This window comes from Psychrobacillus insolitus (genome assembly GCF_003254155.1).
Taxonomy (GTDB): Bacteria; Bacillota; Bacilli; order Bacillales_A; family Planococcaceae; genus Psychrobacillus; species Psychrobacillus insolitus.
In genome coordinates this window covers 147175-167483 of the sequence record NZ_QKZI01000001.1, presented here as the reverse complement: position 1 = coordinate 167483, position 20309 = coordinate 147175, and the positions used below count along the sequence as shown (strand labels likewise).

Genomic DNA, 20309 nt, shown 5'->3' with positions numbered 1-20309 from the left:
TTTTAATATTAAATATTTTTAAGTTCTTCTATGCGACTCAACACGATCGCATGTTTTTCTCTATAATCTTGTTCTTTTGCACGTTCTTCTGCTACTACGGCTTCTGGTGCTTTTGAAACAAAGCGTTCATTCGATAGTTTCCCTTGAACTAACTTCACTTCTTTTGCCCACTTCTCTAATTCTTTTTCAAGACGCGCTCTTTCTGCATCAATATCGATTAATCCTTGTAATGGAAGATATAATACTGCTCCCGTTACTACTGCAGACATCGATTGCCCTGGTGCTTCAATACCTTGTCCAATCACAAGAGGTTCTGGATTACAGAAACGATCTAAGTATTTTGCATTTGCTTCTAATACTGCCAATGTATCTGCATCCTTCGCTGAAATGTACAATGGCACTTTTTTGCTCATTGGTGTTTGTACTTCTGAACGGATGTTACGAACAGAACGAATGATTTCAGCAAGTAATTTCATGCTAGCAGCTTCTTCTTTGTTTGACAGTGATTCGTTTACAGTTGGCCAAGCAGCTACTGTAATTGATTCCCCTTCATGCGGAAGGTTTTGCCAAATTTCTTCTGTGATAAATGGCATGAATGGGTGTAATAAACGCATAGTGTTGTCTAATACATACGCAAGTACCGAACGAGTCATGAGTTTTGCTTCTTCGTCTTCCCCATTTAGCGGAAGTTTCGACATTTCGATGTACCAGTCACAGAAGTCATCCCAGATAAAGTTGTAAAGCGCACGACCTACTTCACCGAACTCATATCTTTCAGAAAGTCTTGTAACTTGTTCGATTGTTTCGTTCAAACGAGTTAAAATCCATGCATCTGCAACTGACTTTTTGCCGTCCAAGTTAATTTCTTCAAACTTCAAGCCGTCCATATTCATCAATGCAAAACGAGACGCATTCCAAATTTTATTGGCAAAGTTCCAAACTGCTTCTACTTTTTCCGTAGAGTAACGCAAATCTTGCCCTGGAGATGAACCAGTACTTAAGAAATAGCGTAATGAATCGGCACCATATTGGTCAATTACGTCCATTGGGTCAATACCATTGCCTAGCGATTTCGACATCTTACGGCCGTCTTCTGCACGCACTAGACCATGAATAAGAACATCATCGAACGGACGTGTTCCTGTAAATTCAATTCCTTGGAAAATCATACGAGAAACCCAGAAGAATATAATGTCATAACCAGTTACTAGTGCATTCGTTGGGTAATACTTTTTAAACTCTTCGTTTTCACCATCTGGCCAGCCTAGTGTTGAGAAAGGCCATAGTGCAGAAGAGAACCAAGTATCTAAAACATCGTTATCTTGATCCCAGTTTTCAGCGTCTGCTGGAGCTTCATGTCCTACATATATTTCTCCTGTTTCTTTATGGTACCAAGCAGGAATTCGATGTCCCCACCATAATTGACGAGAAATACACCAGTCATGTACATTTTCCATCCAGCGTAAGTACGTTTTCTCAAAACGATCTGGTACAAAGTTTACTTTACCTTCCGTTTCTTGTAACTTAATCGCTTCTTCTGCAAGTGGTTGCATTTTCACAAACCATTGTGTAGACAAATACGGTTCTACAACTGCTCCACTACGCTCTGAATGTCCTACAGAATGTAAATGATCTTCAATTTTGAATAAAATACCTGCATCTTGTAAATCTTTTACGATTTTTTTACGGCAATCAAAACGGTCCATTCCATCGTAGATACCAGCGTTTCTATTCATTGTACCGTCTTCATTCATAACCAAAATACGTTGTAAATTATGACGGTTACCAATTTCAAAGTCATTCGGGTCATGTGCAGGTGTAATTTTAACTGCTCCACTACCAAATTCCATATCTACGTAATCATCGCCAACAATTGGAATTTCACGATTAACAATCGGAAGCATAACTGTTTTTCCGATTAAATGTTTGTAGCGTTCATCTTCTGGATGTACAGCAACAGCAGTATCTCCAAGCATTGTTTCCGGGCGAGTTGTCGCAACGTCGATTGTTCCAGTACCATCTGCTAGTGGGTAATGCATATGATAGAATGCACCCTGTACATCCTTATGGATTACTTCAATATCAGAAAGTGCTGTTTTCGTTGCAGGATCCCAGTTAATGATATATTCGCCGCGGTAAATTAGTTTCTTATTATACAATTTTACGAATACTTCTTTTACAGCATTTGATAATCCTTCATCTAATGTGAAACGTTCACGAGAATAATCTAGACCTAGGCCAAGTTTTGACCATTGTGTACGAATATGACCTGCGTACTCTTCTTTCCATTTCCATGTTTCTTCTACAAATTTTTCGCGACCTAGATCATATCTTGAAATGTTTTCAGCGCGTAGTTTTTCTTCTACTTTTGCTTGTGTTGCAATACCTGCATGGTCCATACCAGGAAGCCAAAGTACATCATATCCTTGCATACGTTTCATACGAGTCATAATATCTTGCAATGCGGTATCCCAAGCGTGACCTAAGTGTAATTTCCCTGTTACATTTGGTGGTGGAATAACGATTGTGTACGGTTCTTTTTCGCTTTCTGGATGGGCTTCGAAGAATTTCCCTTCAAGCCACCACTCATAGCGCCCTTTTTCAATCGTTTGTGGATCGTATTTAGTTGGCATCGTTGTTGGTTGTTCATTTGTCATCATCTTGTTCCTCCTATTCCGAAAAGCGTAAGCGCCTATTATGCCCCGACAGGCAAGGCTGCTTTTGCTAGTCCGATATGTATCTTTTGGTGAATATAAAAAAACTCCCATCGTCATTAAAGGACGAAGGAGTTTGTTCGCGGTACCACCTTTATTCGCAGATGCAAAAATTACACATCACGCTCTCAATTAGATAACGGCTTCAAACCGGAATTTTGCTACTAGAAGTTCACAAAAACTGCTCCTGGGCTACTTTCAAAAGCTGACTAACGGAAACATTTCAGCAAATTGTTTCCTTTCTGTTGATAATCAAGTCATTTTACTCTTCCCACTCAACACATCCTATATTTAATTATACGCCAAGGCGCATTTCAATTAGTCTTATTGTACCTAATACACCTATTTAACGTCAAGTCTATCGAAAGGAGAATATAGATATGAAACGAAAAGGGTATAACCCGTATTTGCTACCCGATTGGCTACGGAAAACACGATTTTATTGTAAAGGCTTCATCATCCCACTTAGTGCATTTCAGTTAATACGTGTATTAATCGTCCCGACAACCGGTGACTTTATTTTACTAGTCTTGCTGTGCTTCATCTGCTTTTTGCTTTACAAGGATATTATTTGATGGGAAAGTATGCTTTGTATACCCATCGTCCAAGTCAAAAATGAATTGAAGCTCCGATTGTTCTTGAGGAATCACAATCGCTTCTTCCACTGCTTGAACTTCAATTTCTTGATTGGGTATTTCTACTTCTTGTTTAGGCATTTCAACTTCTTTTTTGGGTACGTCAACTTCTAGTTTAGGCATTTCTAGTACAACTGGTTTTGCCGTTTCAAATTCACATTGAACGGACCAACTAATTTCAATCGATGCATGTTCTGCTGTTTTATATTTAATTTGCTGCACGTTTAAAGTCGGTGAACTTCCCGGCTCTACTTTACTTTTTAAAATTTCCACACTCATCGGCACAGCGTATTCAAAGTAACCTATTTCCCCTTGTACATCTAGATCTTCAATTTGTGTGAATTCACTTTCACCATGATGTGTATGTTCACCCTCTTCAAACTCCACATGGCAGGTGATGTGATATATACCTACAATTTGAATGCTATCATCTGTTTCTTTTTGCTCAATCTGAGGTGTTACCACCGCGTCTTTTATATCTTTTGGTATGCCGAAACTTTGAGGAAAAAGAAACTGTTCTTTTACATCCCATGTTTTTACTTCCATAAGTCATCCTCCTTCATATAGGACAACTTATGATTGGACAATGGGAAATATGAGAAATGCCTTAAATATTTCTACTAGATTAGTTCTTTCAATTCCGCCCAGTTTGTTATTCTTGGAATTTCTAATTCTTGATTGTACGACTGATCTTTCACAAATACGCGTAATGTATCGTCTGTTAGTGTATTTAATACAGCTGGTTTGTCATCAAAATAAAAATCTAACTGTAGTTCCCGAATGATATTCACTTTTTCTTGGTCTTTCATGCCACAGTAGAAACGACTTTCTTTCATAGGGAAGCCTTGTTCGACTAACCATTTCATTGTTCGTTCCCCGTGTTCTGCTGGTCTTGCAGTAATATAGTATACTTCATGGCCTTGTTTGATCAAATCTTGCAATGTTTCTACAGCATCTGGATATGCAGGACAATCTGTATAATACGTTTCTTCTAATGTGTCTACCCACATCTTCGAGCCTTCTTCACGAGTCATGCCAAATAAGTCATGTATTTCCACTTTATTTAATGCATTAAATTGCTCTAAAGCAACATCTTGGCCTAGTTTTTTATTGTATAAATGAAAAGCGTGTTCTCTTAGATTAATCAATGTATCGTCAATATCAAAACCAAATCGCATCATTTTATCCCTCTACTTTTTCTTGTTTGTAGCTTGGGTATCCTACAAACTTAAAGTCTTTCCCAATTTTTTGAATGTCTGTATCTACTAACTCTACAGCGTCGCTCATTAACTCTATTCCTGTGCCTTCCATGAAAGTAGGCGCAGTTTTTCCACCTATTAACTTCGGTGCAATATAAATAACGGCTTTATCAATTAATTGATTTTCTAAAAACGCAGCATTGATCGTCCCTCCGCCTTCAATTAATAGAGAAGAGATCGATTTTTCACCCAATATTTGCACCACTTCTTTTACATCTACATGTTTTAAGTCCGTTGTATGGAAAATAGTCAATCCTAGATTTTCAAGTGCTTCTTTCTTTTCTTGATCATAATGAGCACTGGTGAAAATCCATGTATCCGCTAATTTATCCGTCACCACTTTTGCAGCTAGTGGAATTTTAAGTGTCGAATCTAAGACGATACGTAGTGGATTACGGCCATTGGGGATACGCGCAGTTAACTCAGGGTTGTCCTCGATTACTGTATTTACCCCAACTAAAATCGCCATATTTTCCGTGCGTAGCTGATGAACATCAGCCCTTGCATCTGCTGATGTAATCCATTTACTATGTGCAGCATGCGATGCAATTTTACCGTCTAACGTTATTCCAGATTTCAATGTAACAAATGGTGTCTTTTCAACAATGAATTTATTAAATACTTCATTCATTTTACGAGAGTCTTCTTCTAAAATACCGGTAATAACTTGTACTCCCGCATCTTCTAAAATTTTAACTCCTCGACCAGAAACAAGTGGATTTGGATCGAGTGTCGCAATAACAACTGTTGTAATACCAGCTTCTACAATTGCTCTAGCACAAGGGCCTGTTCTACCTTGATGAGAACACGGCTCAAGGGTTACATAAATAGTAGCCCCTTGCGCTTTTTCTCCTGCCATACGAATTGCGTGAATTTCAGCATGGGGTTCCCCTGTCTTCATATGTGCACCGATTCCGACAATACGAGAATCATTTACAATGACAGCTCCTACAAGCGGATTGGGATCTGTTTGTCCTTTCATCGCTTGTGCATTTTGGATTGCAAGCTCCATATAAAATGCATGATTCGTCATATTATAATGTCCCTTCTTCCTCTAAATGCCCTGAACGATTGATTTTCGTTTGTAAATATTTTTCGTTGTATTCAGAAATATCTCCCCATAATTCCGTGCGACCAGTAAGAGCCAATCCTGCATCTTTTAACGCTTTTACTTTTTTCGGATTATTCGTGATTAATGTCACTGGTTTTGAACGCATTGCCTTTAACACTTCGATTGCATCGCTATAATTTCTTGAATCATCTACAAAACCAAGTTTTTCATTGGCTTCCACTGTATCTGAACCATTTTCTTGTAATATATAAGCCATCGCTTTACTAAATAGCCCAATGCCTCGTCCCTCATGATTTGCTAAATAGAACAATGCACCCGAACCATTGTCAACAATCATTTGCATAGATTGTTTTAATTGGAAACCGCAATCGCATCGCTTGCTTCCAAAAATATCTCCTGTGTGACAAATGGAGTGCATTCTAATAAGTGTATCTTCGTCATTTTTAAAATCGCCATATACAAGCACACTAGATTGTTGATGTTCTGCTAAATTAGTAGATGATAGGTTATCGATAATTTGTTGAATATCATCCGTTTCTTCTTGACTATTTAACCAACAGTACCATTGAAATGTCACCGTTTCTCCGTGTAAATTAACTGGAAGTCGAATTGGTCCTACTAAATAGATAGAACCTTCCTCTGTTTTTATACGTTGTATTTTATCTTTTAAAACATCAATTGCATCAGTTGAAACATCCTCTATTTTTACCATTATAAAATCCCCTTTTTACCCTATTAAGTAGGATACTACTTTATTTCTATACTATTCTACATAGATTACTTTTTGTAAGTAATTATATTTTAGTAATCAATCATTGTCAATTAACTTGGTCTGTCCAAAATATAGAAAGTTTTGCATTACTTCTTATTATAACAAAAATAACACTGAAAAAAACATATGCCAATTGTTTGTATAACCTATTATTTTTATAGTTATACAAAAAAAGAACTCTATCCCCAATTAGAAGGATAGAGCTCTATACATGTATGTTTTTTTCCATTATAAGTCTCCCTAAATTATTCTTCATTCTTTCCGATACAACGTTCGCATTCGTATAAGTATGATTCCACTTGTTCCGCTATTTTACATCCGCACTCCCGGCATTCTTTTTGGTTTGTATCTTGAGTTGTTGTGATCATTTTATTTCCTCCTCTTATTTTTTGTGTTTTTTGGGCTTAGAATTATTTACTCTTCGTTCATTCCGATGCAGCGTTCACATTCGTATAAGTATGATTCCACTTGTTCCGCTATTTTACATCCGCACTCCCGACATTCTTTTTGGTTTGTATCTTGAGTTGTTGTAATCATTTTATTTCCTCCTCTTATTTTTTGTGTTTTTTGGGCTTAGAATTATTTACTCTTCGTTCATTCCGATGCAGCGTTCGCATTCGTATAAGTATGATTCCACTTGTTCCGCTATTTTACATCCGCACTCCCGGCATTCTTTTTGGTTTGTATCTTGAGTTGTTGTAATCATTTTATTTTCCTCCTCTTCTTTTTTGTGTTTTTAGGGCTTAGAATTATTTACTCTTCGTTCATTCCGATGCAGCGTTCGCATTCGTATAAGTATGATTCCACTTGTTCCGCTATTTTACATCCGCACTCTCTACATTCTTTTTGGTTTGTATCTTGAGTTGTTGTGATCATTTTATTTTCCTCCTCTTATTTTTTATCTTTATTAATTCTCTCTGTTATATAACAATTTGTTTTATTAATAATTAATATATAACAGAATGGATTGTTTTGTATAGGGTTTTGGATGAATGCCCCTTTTTTGTGGATGAATACAAAATAGGAGAGATGAATGACGGAATTTTCAGATATTTTAGTTTGAATGAAACAAACGTTTAGATCATTCTGAGACAATAATGAAGGAAAACTCTTTCTTTCCAAAACGAAACCGCGTCCTTTCCCTGTGTCAGACTCAAATGTTCTTTATTTGTGGCTGACACAGGGAAAGGCTACTAAACCACGCCAGAAAAACCAACTCCTCGGTGTGCTCCTACTTGGACAGAATTTTTGGGATCTTTTGAGGAGCGCTTTCTTTTTTAGTCACAAATTGAAGAACATTTGAGTCTAAAAAAAGAAAGTTTGGTTGGTTTGGTTCGATTTTATTTTGTGACCCGCCCCTGTGTTAGCCACAAATTGAAAAGCATTTGAGTCTAACACAGGGGCGGGGCGGGGCGGGGCAGGGGTTCTATTAAGGACTGGTTACTATGCTACAAAAAAAGACCCTGCAACTGAATGCAAGGCCGATAAATCATTCTTATTTTACTGATAACTTTTCAAATACCGTATGGAACGCTGCTACTGTCTTTTCGATATGCTCTTCTGTATGAGCAGTTGATAAGAACATTCCTTCAAACTGAGACGGTGGTAAATACACGCCTTCTTCAGCCATTAAACGATAGTACTTAGCGAATAATTCTAAGTCAGACGTTTTTGCTGTCTCAAAATTGATGACATCTTCATTTGTAAAAAAGAAACCAATCATTGAACCAGCACGATTTACCGTGTGCGGTATATTGTATTTCGTTGCCGCTTCACGGAAACCTTGTTCTAATTGATCGCCAAGTTTGATGAAATAATTATACGTATCTTCATTCAAACGAGAAAGTGTTTCATACCCTGCAGTCATCGCAAGTGGATTTCCTGAAAGTGTACCTGCTTGGTATACTGGACCGCTTGGTGCAATCATTTCCATAAGTTTACGTTTCCCACCGAATGCACCTACTGGTAAACCACCACCAATTACTTTTCCTAAACATGTTAGGTCTGGTTTGATGTTGTAGTATCCTTGTGCACAATTATAACCAACACGGAAACCAGTCATTACTTCATCAAAGATTAATACTGTTCCATACTCGTTACATAATTCTCGTAACCCTTCTAAGAAACCTTCTACTGGAGGTACGACACCCATATTACCTGCAACTGGTTCAACAATGATCGCTGCTAAGTCGTCTCCGAAGTTTTCAAATACGTGACGTACGCTTTCAAGATCATTATAAGGCACTGCTATCGTGTTTTTTGCAATCGATTCAGGAACTCCAGGGCTATCTGGTAAACCAAGTGTAGCGACTCCAGAACCAGCTTTTATCAGTAGGCTATCTCCATGTCCATGATAGCATCCTTCGAATTTGAGAATTTTATTTCTGCCCGTATACCCACGAGCTAAACGAAGTGCACTCATCGTAGCTTCCGTACCTGATGAAACCATACGGATCATTTCGATCGATGACACTCGGTCCATTACTAATTTTGCTAATTTATTTTCAACTAAAGTAGAAGCACCAAAGCTTGTTCCTGTTTCAGCAACTTGCTTTATTGCCTTCACTACGTTAGGTTCTGTATGTCCTAAAATGAGAGGTCCCCATGATAGTACGTAGTCAATGTATTGATTGCCATCGATATCTGTTAAAATAGCGCCTTTTCCACTTTCCATGAAAATAGGATCCATATCAACTGATTTAAATGCACGAACTGGACTATTTACGCCGCCTGGCATTAATTCTTTTGCTTCTGCAAAAGCTTGTTTGGATTGCTCATATGATTTTGTCATTATTTCTCCTCCAACCAACGGGCTACATCTTTTGCATGATACGTTAAGATAATATCTGCTCCAGCACGTTTCATCCCTGTTAATGTTTCTAAAACAATCTGTTTTTCATCGATCCAGCCATTGATAGCAGCAGCTTTCACCATGGCATATTCACCGCTTACATTGTAAGCAACAATTGGTACATCAAAGTTATTTCGTACATCGCGAATAATATCTAAATAAGATAGGGCTGGTTTCACGATTAAGAAATCTGCTCCTTCTTCAATATCTGATGTTGCTTCACGAATTGCTTCCATGCGATTCGCATAATCCATTTGATAAGTTTTACGGTCACCAAATTTAGGTGCGCCATCTGCAGCATCACGGAATGGTCCGTAGTAAGCAGATGCATATTTCACTGCATACGACATGATTGGTACATCTGAAAATCCAGCTGCATCTAACCCTTGACGAATTACAGTAACAAAACCATCCATCATGTTAGAAGGTGCAATTATATCCGCTCCTGCTTGTGCTTGACTAATAGCTGTTTTAGCCAATAAATCAAGGGATGGATCATTTAAAATTTGTTCTTTTTCATTTACAACACCACAATGTCCGTGATCCGTATATTCACACAGACAAGTATCGGCAATCACAACTAGTTCTGGGTGACGATTTTTGATGAAGCGAATGCCTTCTTGGACAATTCCATGGTCATGGAATGCTTGTGTTCCAATTGCGTCTTTTTCAAGTGGAAGACCAAACAGAATAACAGCAGGAATACCAAGTTCAACAACTTCATCCACTTCTGCTCCTAAATGATCAAGTGAAAATTGAAAAACACCAGGCATAGAGGCCACTTCATTTTTAATATTTTCACCTTCTGCAACAAAGATCGGGTAGATTAAATCTTCTTTATGTAAGTAAGTTTCTCTTACCATGTTACGCAGACCAGCTGTTTTTCTTAAACGACGATGACGTTGAAAGTTTCGTTCTGTCATTATTCTCTCCCTTTCCATTCCACGAGTGTATGGATTACTTCTGTTAATGTATATGTATCAGGCATTACTTGTACAGTAGCACCGAATGATTCCAAACAATCCCTAGTAATATGACCAATTGCACAGACAGTCAATTCATCATAACCAATTTGGCTGCCGATACTTTTATGGAAAATTTCAATTGCAGAAGGACTAGTGAAAATAATGGAGCATTTTTCGTTATTTTCTATAACCGAACGGACTTGCTCCTGATTTTCTTCCACTTCAATTGTTTCGTAAATAATCCATTCATCGATCGGATTAACTAGACCATCTGTTATTGTTTTTTTTGCGAGATTCCCTTTAAAAAACAAACACTTTTCATTTGGTGTAGCAATTTTTGGAAACTCTTTTACAAATACATCTGCACTAAAAATAGACGGTATAAAATGTACTTTTAAACCAATACTCCTTACTGCACATGCAGTTTTAGAGCCAACTACCGCAATTTTCACGTTAATACTAGAAGGATTTACATGATATTTCATTAGTTTTGCGTGAAATGCATGAACGCTACTTTGACTTGTGAAGATTAACCAGTCATACGTTTGACACGAAAGTAGCTTTTGCTCATCATCTTCCGAAATTATTTCTTGTGTTGCTATTAATGGAGCTACTACTGGAATTCCACCATATTGAAGAGTCATATCAACCGCCTCTGAAGACCTTAATATACCAGTGAAAATAACAAGCTCATCTTGTAATGGCAGCACCTTAGTCATTTAAACTCGCCTTCACTTGTTGGATTAAGTCATATGCTCCTTGTTCTGTCAAAATACGAGCTACTTCTTTCCCAAGTGCTTCCGGATCTTTACCGCTCACTACTTCTTTGTATACAACAGATGCGTCTGGAGCAGCTACTAAACCAGTCAATGTGATTTCCTCCCCATTGATCGTCGCATATCCAGCAATAGGAACTTGACATCCACCATCCATCGCAGCTAAAAATGCACGTTCTGCATGTATTGTTACCCAAGTATCTTCATCAGATAATTTCTTCAGTTCAGCAATTAGTTCCGTATCATCTTCACGACATTCAATCGCAAGCGCACCTTGTCCAACTGCTGGAATAGAATCTTCCGTAGACAAATATTCGGTTACCACTTCATCTGACCACCCAAGACGTTTTAGCCCAGCTGCTGCTAAAATAATTGCATCGTATTCTCCGTCTTGTAATTTTTGAAGTCTTGTATCGACATTTCCACGAATCCATTTTATCTCTAAATCTGGACGAAGTAACAAAAGTTGAGCACTTCTTCTCAAACTACTTGTTCCAACAATCGCACCTTGCGGAAGATCAGCAAATTTTACATGTCCAGTTGAGATGAAAGCATCGCGCTCATCTACTCGTGTTGGTGTGCATCCCATTACTAACCCTGCAGGAAGTACCGACGGCATATCTTTCATACTATGTACAGCAAAGTCGATTTCTTTATCGAATAATGCTTGCTCAATTTCTTTTACAAAAAGACCTTTTCCACCAACTTTAGATAACGTCACATCTAAAATTTTATCTCCTTTTGTTACTATTTCTTTTACTTCAAATTCAAACGGAGCACCCATATCTTTCATTTGTTGAATAAACCAATTTGTTTGAGTTAACGCAAGCCTACTTCTTCTAGAACCTACAATAATTTTACGCATGTTTTCGCTTCCTTTCTTTAATACCAAAAATGAAATTGAGATAATTTACTACCTAATAAAAAGTTAATTAATACAAATAGAAACGCATATATGTGAATCCATGCATAGTTTGTTCCCTTTACTCTTGATTGCTTTCTTAGTAATAGGATTACCACATAGATCACTAACAAAACAAAAGAACTAATAATCTTAAAATCTAAAACAGAAAAAACATCTAACGATACATATGCCCACTCTAAACCAAGTACGAGACTAACAAATAATAAAGGAATTCCAGTCAAAATAGATAATGTCATTGCATTTTCAGCTTGCTGCAAAGATGGTAATCTGGAAAATTGCTTCGTCCATTTTTTCTGTTTCAACACACGATACAATATTAAATATAAAGTCGAAAATACAAATGAAAGAGAAAAAGCTGCATACGCTATAATCGCAATCGTAATATGTATAAATAATAACTCAGATATTAGTGCATCGCCAACTGAAGAGGCTTGTACTTGATTTGGAGCAAATGTATGGATGGTCATAAAAATAAAACCAATAATATTTAAAAAGAACGCCGGTAAATCTAACCGGAAAATCATTTGTAACACTAGCGACAAGGCAATGATTAGCCATGCATAGAAATAAATCCCTTCAAATAACGAAAGAATGGGGAAACGTTGGGTTTCTATTATATACATCACTAAAAATACAGTTTGTAAGAACCATACAATAGATAGTAACCATACTCCGATTCGATGAGCGTAGTGGTCTTTATTTAAATAATCGATAAAATAAAAAACAAGGCTAACGGACTGGAGGACTACCATTATCTCGTGTAGCCGGGTCATCGAAAGATCCGTCATAGTAGTCGTCTCCCTTATATAGTAAAAAGACGTTTTACATATCCAGTAATTTACATACAGATAATAAAACGCCTCCTTTTACTTTGCTAATATGATATTTCAACTTATCAGTTTTATGAATTCAATAAAGCTAGTTTTAAATTGATTTTAGCTTTTTCAGCTTGTCCCATTATTTCTTCCTTTACATCTTCTTCGATTCCGAAAATTTGTTGGAATAATTGAAGTTGTTCAGCTGATTTATGGGCACTAGACAATTCTTTCACTTGCAAAATCGGCTCTTTTAATAGCTGATTAATAATCGATTTCGTATGTTTGTTTAAAACTTTTCGTTCACGTTCTGTTAAATTAGGCATTTTGTTTTCAATTGTTAGCATTGTTTCCGATTGAATACGACTTGCTTTTTGACGAAGCGCTGAAATAATCGGAACGACACCAAGAGTAGTTACCCAGTCGTTAAACTGTTTAATCTCTACGTCAATCATCTTATTGATCTCCACCGCAGCACGTTCACGCTCCGCTAGATTCGCTTCCACAATTCCATGCAAATCATCGATATCATATAAAAACACGTTTGGTAAATCTCCAATACGTGGATCTAAATCACGTGGTACTGCGATATCTACCATAAATAATGGCTTCCCTTTACGTAAACGCTCCACGAATTGCATCAATTCATAATCAATAACATATTCTGTTGAACCTGTTGAACTGATTAAAATATCCGCTTCTAAAAGTGCGCATTGTAGCTCGTCCATTGGCTTAGCATCTCCATCAAACTTAGATGCAAGTTGTTTCGCTTTTTCAAATGTACGGTTAAAAACCGTCACTTTCTGAGCTCCACTACCATGTAAGTTTTGAATCGCAAGCTCACCCATTTTACCAGCACCGAGAATCACAACATGTTTATGATTTAATGTACCAAAAATTTTCTTACCAAGCTCTACAGCTGCATAGGAAACAGATACTGCATTTTCACCAATCGATGTTTCAGCATGTGCACGTTTAGCAAATGTAACAGCTTGTTTGAATAATTGATTGAAAACCGTCCCAGTTGTACCATTTTCTTGACCTTCTAGAAAGCTCTTCTTTACTTGACCTAATATTTGAGTTTCACCAAGTACCATTGAGTCAATTCCCGCAGTTACACGGAACAAATGATTGTTCGCTTGGTCATCTTCGTGAACAAATAAATAGCTAGAAAGGTCCTCTAACGGAATGTCAAACCAATTCGCTAAAAACTGTTTTACATAGTACTTACCTGTATGCAACTGATCAACCGTCGCATAAATCTCCGTACGATTACAAGTAGAAACTATGACATTTTCTAATATACTTTTTTGGTCTTGTAGTGCTTGCATCGCATTCGTAAGCTCTGTTTCAACAAACGACAGTTTTTCACGAATTTCGACAGGAGCAGTACGATAATTGACACCGACCACAATTGTATGCATGGAATCATGTCTCCCCTTTACGTTCATTTCATATGACCCCATTATAACATAGCTTTACAAAAGGTTAACAATCATTTGTGAACAAGCTATGAAATAATGCGCATACAGATTAGAATTATTATAATTTGATTTTAACAAATAACCCTATCCAACACAACTCATCTGTTTATATTATCATTAGATGACTAATTCGCAAAAATTGTCGTAACAAAAAAAGAATCACTTAAGAGAATTATCCCCTAAATGATTCGTTTTTATGCCATTTTAGCTTCAATCTCAGCCCAAGCAGCATCATAACCAAGACCAGATTCTGATGAGAAAACGATAAGACTATCGCCTTTTTGTATTTGTAGTTCATCTTTCACAATCTTCTTGTGTTTATCCCATTTACCTTTTGGAATTTTATCAGCTTTTGTCGCTATGATAATACAAGGAATATTATAGTGTTTAAAGAAATTATACATCATACAATCATCTTTTGAAGGTGGATGTCTCAAATCGACAATCATAATAGCAGCTTTCAACGCAGTTCGAGTGGTAAAATACGTCTCTATCATTTTTCCCCAAGCAGCACGTTCTGTTTTTGATACTTTCGCGTACCCATAACCAGGTACATCGACAAACATTAAAGCTTCTTGTAATTGATAAAAGTTTAGTGTTTGTGTTTTACCTGGTTTGGAAGAAATACGCGCCATGCTTTTTCGACCAATCATTTTGTTGATGAAAGAAGATTTACCTACATTGGAACGTCCTGCTAGCGCAAACTCTGGTAAATCTCCTTCTGGATATTGAGCTGGTCTTACAGCACTTATTAATAATTCTACGTTATGGATTTTCATTTTACTGCCTCCTCTAATGCTATTTGAAGCACCTCTTCAGCATCGGAAACAAATTTAAAGGTCAATACTTCACGAACACTTTCTGGTATATCTTCAATATCGCGCTCATTGTCTTTTGGACAAATAATTGTTGTTAAGCCTGCGCGGTGTGCACTTAACGTTTTCTCTTTCAATCCACCGATCGGCAACACTCGACCTCTAAGTGTTACTTCTCCAGTCATCCCAACTTCACGACGAATCGGTCGTTTCGTTAAAGCAGAAACTAGTGCCGTAACAATTGTTACACCAGCAGATGGCCCATCTTTTGGAACAGCACCTTCTGGCACATGAATATGAATATCATGCTTTTCATGGAAATTTGGATCAATGTCTAGTTCTTCTGTTTTAGAACGGACATACGATAATGCCGTTTGAGCAGATTCTTTCATGACATCTCCAAGCTTTCCAGTCAGTTGCAGCTTTCCAGTTCCTGGTGATAAAGAAACTTCAATTTGCAAAGTATCTCCACCTACAGTTGTATATGCAAGTCCAGTTGCAACACCAATTTGGTTTACTGTTTCAGCTTGTCCATAATGGAATTTTCGTTTGCCTATTACATCTTCCAAGTTTTTAACGGTAATAGATACACGTTTCTTATCCTCAGAAACAATTTTCAGGGCAGCTTTACGACAAATATTCGCTAATACTCGTTCTAGACTACGCACACCTGCTTCACGTGTATAGTAACGGATAGCATCCATTAACACATCATCTTTTACAGATAGCTGCGATTTAGTCAGTCCATGCTCTTTCAACTGTTTAGGTAATAGATGATTTTTTGCAATCGAAAGTTTTTCAATTTCTGTATATCCAGCAATTGAAATAATCTCCATACGATCACGTAGTGGCCCTGGAATTGTGCTCAAATCATTCGCTGTAGCGATGAACAAGACATTGGATAAGTCATATGTCTCTTCAATATAGTGATCGCTAAATGTATTATTTTGCTCTGGGTCTAGAACTTCTAACATTGCTGCAGAAGGATCTCCTCGGAAATCATTGGACATTTTATCGATTTCATCCAATAAGAATAATGGATTTACCGTGCCTGCTTTTTTCATTCCTTGAATAATTCTACCAGGCATCGAGCCGACATACGTTCTACGATGTCCACGAATTTCAGACTCATCTCTTACTCCACCAAGTGAAATTCGAACAAAATTACGTCCTAATGACTCTGCAATCGATTTAGCAAGAGATGTCTTCCCAACTCCTGGTGGTCCAGCCAGGCAAAGAATAGGGCCGCGTAGTGATTTTGTTAATTGACGTACAGCCAAATACTCTAGTACGCGTTCTTTCACTGTTTCTAAACCATCGTGATCACGATTTAATATCTTTTCAGATCGTTTAATATCTAATTGATCCGCAGTAGATTTTGTCCAAGGAATAGAAACCATCCATTCCACATAGTTACGAATTACACCACTTTCAGGTGCTTGTGTTGGCAATTTTTCATAACGATCTAGTTCTTTTAGAACATTTTTTTCAGTTGTTTCTGGCATACCTGCAGCTGCAATTCTTTTTTTCAAATCTGCAACTTCGCCAGTCTTTCCTTCTTTATCTCCAAGTTCAGACTGAATTGCTTTCATCTGTTCACGAAGATAGAACTCTTTTTGGGTTCTTTCCATCGCTTGTTTTACACGTGAATTTATCTTCTTTTCAAGATTTAATATTTCTTGTTCATTAAATAAACGACTGATTAACCATTCTAAACGTTCTTTTACATCAACAATTTCTAAAACTTCTTGTTTACCAGAAATTTTCAAAGGTAAGTGGGAAGCAATAATATCTGCAAGACGTCCTGGTTCTTCTACTTCTAGAACCGATTTGTAAGTTTCCTCTGATACACTCTTAGATGACTTTGAATACTTCTCAAAACTATGTACTAAAGTGCGCATAAGAGCTATTTCTTCTAAATCCTTATTTTCAGATACTTCAAAAGCTGTAACAGTTACTTCATCATACAGATCTTGTTCTTTGTATTCATCCCAAGTTGCTCGTTCTAAACCTTCCACTAAAACACGTATCGTACCATTTGGAAGTTTAACCATCTGTTTGATAAATGCAAGGATCCCTACATTGTATAAATCATCAGCAGTTGGACGTTCTACAGCCATATCTTTTTGTGCTACTAGAAATACTTTTTCTGCGCGTACCATCGCCTCATTCAAAGCAGAAATGGAACGTTCACGACCAACATCCACATGAAGCACCATTTCAGGAAATACTAGTAGACCTCTAAGTGGAAGCACAGGATAATATGTCTCATTATTTTTTGTCATTTGGGAAGTCACCTCCATCTAATTCTGTCCTCTATGCCTACTATTTAAACAGAATACTTTACTACTCAGTTGCTTTTTTCAAACAAAAATAGAGAGAAAAAGCTGACATCCTTGAATGCGCTAAGCATGCGCAGATTGGAAGCCAGCTTATTCATAAGCAAATATTTAAGCCGATGTTTTCTCATTATCATTATCTAATACAGATCCGTCTGCTAAAATAAGCTTAGGTTTACCTTGTTCTAAAATTGTTTCTTTTGTAAGTACACATTCAACGATATCCTCACGTGATGGTAATTCAAACATCACATCGAGCATCACGTTTTCAATGATTGAACGAAGCCCACGTGCTCCTGTTTTGCGATCAATTGCTTGTTTTGCAATTTCAACTAATGCCTCATCTTCAAATGTTAGTTTCACATTATCAAGTTCAATCATTTTTTGGTATTGCTTCACTAATGCATTTTTTGGCTCTGTTAATATTTGCACAAGTGCTTTTTCATCTAATTGTTCTAGACTAGCCAATACTGGCAAACGACCGATAAATTCAGGAATTAGACCAAATTTCAACAAATCTTCTGGAATTAGTTGAGACAATACAGAACCTGCTTCGACTGCCACTTTGTTAGGATTCGCTCCAAAACCAATTACTTTATCGCCTAAACGACGTTTAATAATTTGTTCGATTCCATCGAAAGCACCACCAACGATAAATAGTACATTCGTTGTATCGATTTGGATGAATTCTTGATGAGGATGCTTACGTCCTCCTTGAGGCGGAACGCTTGCAACTGTACCTTCTAATATTTTAAGTAACGCTTGTTGAACACCTTCACCTGAAACATCACGAGTAATAGAAGGATTTTCAGATTTACGTGCAACTTTGTCAATTTCATCGATATAGATGATTCCTTTTTCTGCTCGTTCCACATCATAGTCCGCTGATTGGATAAGCTTCAATAGAATATTCTCTACATCTTCCCCAACATAACCAGCCTCTGTAAGTGAAGTTGCATCTGCAATAGCAAACGGTACATTCAGAATACGTGCAAGCGTTTGTGCAAGTAATGTTTTACCACTTCCTGTAGGTCCAATTAACACAATATTAGATTTAGATAATTCGACTTCATCGATTACGCTATTTGAATTGATACGTTTATAGTGGTTATATACAGCTACAGCAAGTGATTTTTTTGCTCGCTCTTGACCAATTACATAGTCATCTAAGATAGATAGAATTTCTTTTGGTTTTGGAACTTCTTTGAATTCTACTTCTTCGTCAGTACCAAGTTCTTCCTCAACAATTTCTGAACACAAGTCGATACATTCATCACAAATATATACACCTGGTCCTGCAACTAGCTTGCGAACTTGTTCTTGTGGTTTACCACAAAAAGAACATTTTAAGTTTCCTTTTTCATCATTAAATTTGAACAAAATGTTCACCCCTATTCAAGAAATTATCTTACAAGATTCTATACAAGGAATCAAATAATAAGATTATGTAAAGTTGTTTAAATGTTTAAAAAATTATGTATGTGATAAAACAAGGCACAGACAAATCACTGTGCCTTGTTTTATAGTATAACGCTTTTATTTTAAATTATGAAATTTTAGCGTTATCTACTAAAAACTCAACTGTTTTTTGGAAACGAAGATCGTTTTCAAGAACTGAAGTTCCACCAAGAGCTTTTTTGATATCTTCAGCAGCCATGTTGAATTGAGCAGCCATTTTTTCTACTTCTGCATTAAGATCTTCTTCTGTTACTATAATTTCTTCTTTTTCTGCGATTGCTTCAAGTGTTAATGAAACTTTTACACGAGTTTGTGCATCTTCATTCATTTGCGTACGAAGAGCGTCCTCGTCTTGACCAGAGAATTGGAAGTATAATTCAAGTGTCATACCTTGTTGTTGTAAGCGTTGTTCAAACTCTTTTAACATACGATCAACTTCAGCAGCAATCATTGCTTCTGGAATATCAACTGTAGCATTTGCAGCAGCAGCTTCTACTAATTCATCGCGAAGTGTTTGTGCAGAAGTTTGTTTTTTCTCTTCAGCAGCAGCTTCTTTAAGTTTCGTGCGTAAAGCGTCAATTCCATCAACTTCAGCATCTACTTCTTTAGCGAAGTCATCATCTAGTTCAGGAAGTTCTTTCCCTTTTACTTCTTTAATCGTTACTTTGAATGTAGATTTTTTACCAGCCAATTCAGCTGCATGATATTCTTCTGGGAATGTTACTTCTACGTCTTTAGCATCTCCCGTTTTCAAGCCTACTAATTGCTCTTCAAATCCTGGGATGAAAGAATTAGAACCGATTTCTAGTGGGTAGTCTTCTCCAGCTCCACCTTCAAAAGCAACTTCATCAACAAATCCTTCGAAGTCGATTACAGCAGTATCACCTTCAACGATTCCATCTTCTTTAACTACTAGTTCAGCTAGACGAGTTTGCTCTGCTGTTAGTTGTTCTGCGATATCTTCATCCGTTACTTCTGTATCTAACTTTGTTACTTCAAGAGCTTTATAATCTCCAAGAGTAACTTCAGGTTTTACAATAACTTTAGCTGTAAATACTAAAGGTTGTCCTTTTTCCATCGTTACGATGTCGATTTCTGGTTGGTCTACAGGATCGATACCTGTATCTTCAACAGCATGCCCATAAGCATGTGGAAGTATAACATCTAAAGCTTCTTGGTATAATGATTCTACACCGTACATTTTTTCAAACATTTGACGTGGCATTTTCCCTTTACGGAAACCTGGTACGTTAATTTGTTTAACTACTTTTTTAAACGCTTGGTCTAACCCTTTTGTTACTTCTTCTGCAGAAACTTCAATAGTTAATAAACCATTGTTTCCTTCTTGTTTTTCCCATTTTACTACTTGATCCATTGACATATATTCTACCTCCAAAAATAATTTACTATATTTAAGCTGTCCTAATCA

Annotated in this window: 19 protein-coding genes and 1 other annotated feature; all 19 genes read right to left on the bottom strand. The window is 37.0% G+C overall.

The window, feature by feature from the left end:
• Nucleotides 1-8: 8 nt before the first annotated feature.
• Nucleotides 9-2657, bottom strand: a complete 2649-nt coding sequence (locus C7437_RS00780) for a valine--tRNA ligase (RefSeq protein WP_111438946.1) — start codon at nt 2655-2657, stop codon at nt 9-11.
• Between the two features lie 116 nt (nt 2658-2773).
• Nucleotides 2774-3002, bottom strand: a binding site (T-box leader).
• A 236-nt stretch (nt 3003-3238) separates the two neighbouring features.
• Nucleotides 3239-3895: a hypothetical protein gene (locus tag C7437_RS00770; protein ID WP_111437746.1), complete on the bottom strand. Its 657-nt coding sequence runs from the start codon at nt 3893-3895 to the stop codon at nt 3239-3241.
• 74 nt (nt 3896-3969) lie between these two features.
• Complete coding sequence (locus C7437_RS00765; protein ID WP_111438945.1) at nt 3970-4527, bottom strand: 5' nucleotidase, NT5C type; 558 nt, start codon at nt 4525-4527, stop codon at nt 3970-3972.
• A 4-nt stretch (nt 4528-4531) separates the two neighbouring features.
• Nucleotides 4532-5641 carry a bifunctional diaminohydroxyphosphoribosylaminopyrimidine deaminase/5-amino-6-(5-phosphoribosylamino)uracil reductase RibD gene (ribD, locus tag C7437_RS00760; RefSeq protein WP_111437745.1) on the bottom strand — a complete coding sequence of 370 codons (1110 nt, stop codon included), beginning with the start codon at nt 5639-5641 and terminating at the stop codon, nt 4532-4534.
• Nucleotide 5642: 1 nt separating this feature from the next.
• Entirely contained in the window at nt 5643-6392 is a 750-nt protein-coding gene (locus C7437_RS00755) for a GTP cyclohydrolase II (RefSeq protein ID WP_111437744.1), read from the bottom strand.
• 305 nt (nt 6393-6697) lie between these two features.
• Nucleotides 6698-6820: a protein YhfH gene (gene yhfH / locus C7437_RS00750; protein ID WP_111437743.1), complete on the bottom strand. Its 123-nt coding sequence runs from the start codon at nt 6818-6820 to the stop codon at nt 6698-6700.
• Nucleotides 6821-6866: 46 nt separating this feature from the next.
• Nucleotides 6867-6989 carry a protein YhfH gene (yhfH, locus tag C7437_RS00745; RefSeq protein WP_111437742.1) on the bottom strand — a complete coding sequence of 41 codons (123 nt, stop codon included), beginning with the start codon at nt 6987-6989 and terminating at the stop codon, nt 6867-6869.
• 46 nt (nt 6990-7035) lie between these two features.
• Nucleotides 7036-7158 (bottom strand): protein YhfH, encoded by a 123-nt coding sequence (yhfH, locus tag C7437_RS00740; protein ID WP_111437742.1) that lies wholly within the window; start codon nt 7156-7158, stop codon nt 7036-7038.
• A gap of 47 nt (nt 7159-7205) precedes the next feature.
• Nucleotides 7206-7328: a protein YhfH gene (gene yhfH, locus C7437_RS00735; protein ID WP_111437742.1), complete on the bottom strand. Its 123-nt coding sequence runs from the start codon at nt 7326-7328 to the stop codon at nt 7206-7208.
• Between the two features lie 619 nt (nt 7329-7947).
• Nucleotides 7948-9243, bottom strand: coding sequence for a glutamate-1-semialdehyde 2,1-aminomutase (gene hemL, locus C7437_RS00730; RefSeq protein WP_111437741.1), 1296 nt, complete (start codon nt 9241-9243; stop codon nt 7948-7950).
• The gene (gene hemB, locus C7437_RS00725) at nt 9243-10226 is read right to left on the bottom strand and encodes a porphobilinogen synthase (protein ID WP_111437740.1); all 984 of its coding nucleotides are present in this window, start codon (nt 10224-10226) and stop codon (nt 9243-9245) included. The genes hemL and hemB overlap by 1 nt, the downstream gene beginning before the upstream one ends.
• The gene (locus tag C7437_RS00720) at nt 10226-10987 is read right to left on the bottom strand and encodes a uroporphyrinogen-III synthase (protein WP_111437739.1); all 762 of its coding nucleotides are present in this window, start codon (nt 10985-10987) and stop codon (nt 10226-10228) included. Before C7437_RS00720 ends, hemB begins: the two co-directional genes overlap by 1 nt.
• On the bottom strand, nt 10980-11909 hold the full coding sequence (gene hemC / locus C7437_RS00715) for a hydroxymethylbilane synthase (protein ID WP_111437738.1): 930 nt from the start codon (nt 11907-11909) through the stop codon (nt 10980-10982). Before hemC ends, C7437_RS00720 begins: the two co-directional genes overlap by 8 nt.
• A 17-nt stretch (nt 11910-11926) precedes the next feature.
• Nucleotides 11927-12757: a cytochrome c biogenesis protein CcsA gene (gene ccsA / locus C7437_RS00710; RefSeq protein WP_111437737.1), complete on the bottom strand. Its 831-nt coding sequence runs from the start codon at nt 12755-12757 to the stop codon at nt 11927-11929.
• A gap of 113 nt (nt 12758-12870) precedes the next feature.
• Complete coding sequence (gene hemA, locus C7437_RS00705; RefSeq protein WP_111437736.1) at nt 12871-14208, bottom strand: glutamyl-tRNA reductase; 1338 nt, start codon at nt 14206-14208, stop codon at nt 12871-12873.
• A 254-nt stretch (nt 14209-14462) separates the two neighbouring features.
• Nucleotides 14463-15047, bottom strand: coding sequence for a ribosome biogenesis GTP-binding protein YihA/YsxC (gene yihA, locus C7437_RS00700; RefSeq protein WP_111437735.1), 585 nt, complete (start codon nt 15045-15047; stop codon nt 14463-14465).
• Nucleotides 15044-17368: an endopeptidase La gene (gene lon / locus C7437_RS00695; RefSeq protein ID WP_111437734.1), complete on the bottom strand. Its 2325-nt coding sequence runs from the start codon at nt 17366-17368 to the stop codon at nt 15044-15046. The genes yihA and lon overlap by 4 nt, the downstream gene beginning before the upstream one ends.
• A gap of 165 nt (nt 17369-17533) precedes the next feature.
• A complete protein-coding gene (gene clpX, locus C7437_RS00690; RefSeq protein WP_111437733.1) occupies nt 17534-18802 on the bottom strand; it encodes an ATP-dependent protease ATP-binding subunit ClpX in 1269 nt (422 codons plus the stop codon).
• Nucleotides 18803-18968: 166 nt separating this feature from the next.
• The gene (gene tig / locus C7437_RS00685; RefSeq protein WP_111438944.1) at nt 18969-20255 is read right to left on the bottom strand and encodes a trigger factor; all 1287 of its coding nucleotides are present in this window, start codon (nt 20253-20255) and stop codon (nt 18969-18971) included.
• Nucleotides 20256-20309 lie beyond the last annotated feature (54 nt).

Bases quoted from the DNA above. Each gene is read 5' to 3' on its own strand.
- C7437_RS00780 (WP_111438946.1), bottom strand. From the start codon at position 2,657: ATGACAAATGAACAACCAACAACGATGCCAACTAAATACGATCCACAA.
- C7437_RS00770 (WP_111437746.1), bottom strand. From the start codon at position 3,895: ATGGAAGTAAAAACATGGGATGTAAAAGAACAGTTTCTTTTTCCTCAA.
- C7437_RS00765 (WP_111438945.1), bottom strand. From the start codon at position 4,527: ATGCGATTTGGTTTTGATATTGACGATACATTGATTAATCTAAGAGAA.
- ribD (WP_111437745.1), bottom strand. From the start codon at position 5,641: ATGACGAATCATGCATTTTATATGGAGCTTGCAATCCAAAATGCACAA.
- C7437_RS00755 (WP_111437744.1), bottom strand. From the start codon at position 6,392: ATGGTAAAAATAGAGGATGTTTCAACTGATGCAATTGATGTTTTAAAA.
- yhfH (WP_111437743.1), bottom strand. From the start codon at position 6,820: ATGATCACAACAACTCAAGATACAAACCAAAAAGAATGCCGGGAGTGC.
- yhfH (WP_111437742.1), bottom strand. From the start codon at position 6,989: ATGATTACAACAACTCAAGATACAAACCAAAAAGAATGTCGGGAGTGC.
- yhfH (WP_111437742.1), bottom strand. From the start codon at position 7,158: ATGATTACAACAACTCAAGATACAAACCAAAAAGAATGCCGGGAGTGC.
- yhfH (WP_111437742.1), bottom strand. From the start codon at position 7,328: ATGATCACAACAACTCAAGATACAAACCAAAAAGAATGTAGAGAGTGC.
- hemL (WP_111437741.1), bottom strand. From the start codon at position 9,243: ATGACAAAATCATATGAGCAATCCAAACAAGCTTTTGCAGAAGCAAAA.
- hemB (WP_111437740.1), bottom strand. From the start codon at position 10,226: ATGACAGAACGAAACTTTCAACGTCATCGTCGTTTAAGAAAAACAGCT.
- C7437_RS00720 (WP_111437739.1), bottom strand. From the start codon at position 10,987: ATGACTAAGGTGCTGCCATTACAAGATGAGCTTGTTATTTTCACTGGT.
- hemC (WP_111437738.1), bottom strand. From the start codon at position 11,909: ATGCGTAAAATTATTGTAGGTTCTAGAAGAAGTAGGCTTGCGTTAACT.
- ccsA (WP_111437737.1), bottom strand. From the start codon at position 12,757: ATGACGGATCTTTCGATGACCCGGCTACACGAGATAATGGTAGTCCTC.
- hemA (WP_111437736.1), bottom strand. From the start codon at position 14,208: ATGCATACAATTGTGGTCGGTGTCAATTATCGTACTGCTCCTGTCGAA.
- yihA (WP_111437735.1), bottom strand. From the start codon at position 15,047: ATGAAAATCCATAACGTAGAATTATTAATAAGTGCTGTAAGACCAGCT.
- lon (WP_111437734.1), bottom strand. From the start codon at position 17,368: ATGACAAAAAATAATGAGACATATTATCCTGTGCTTCCACTTAGAGGT.
- tig (WP_111438944.1), bottom strand. From the start codon at position 20,255: ATGGATCAAGTAGTAAAATGGGAAAAACAAGAAGGAAACAATGGTTTA.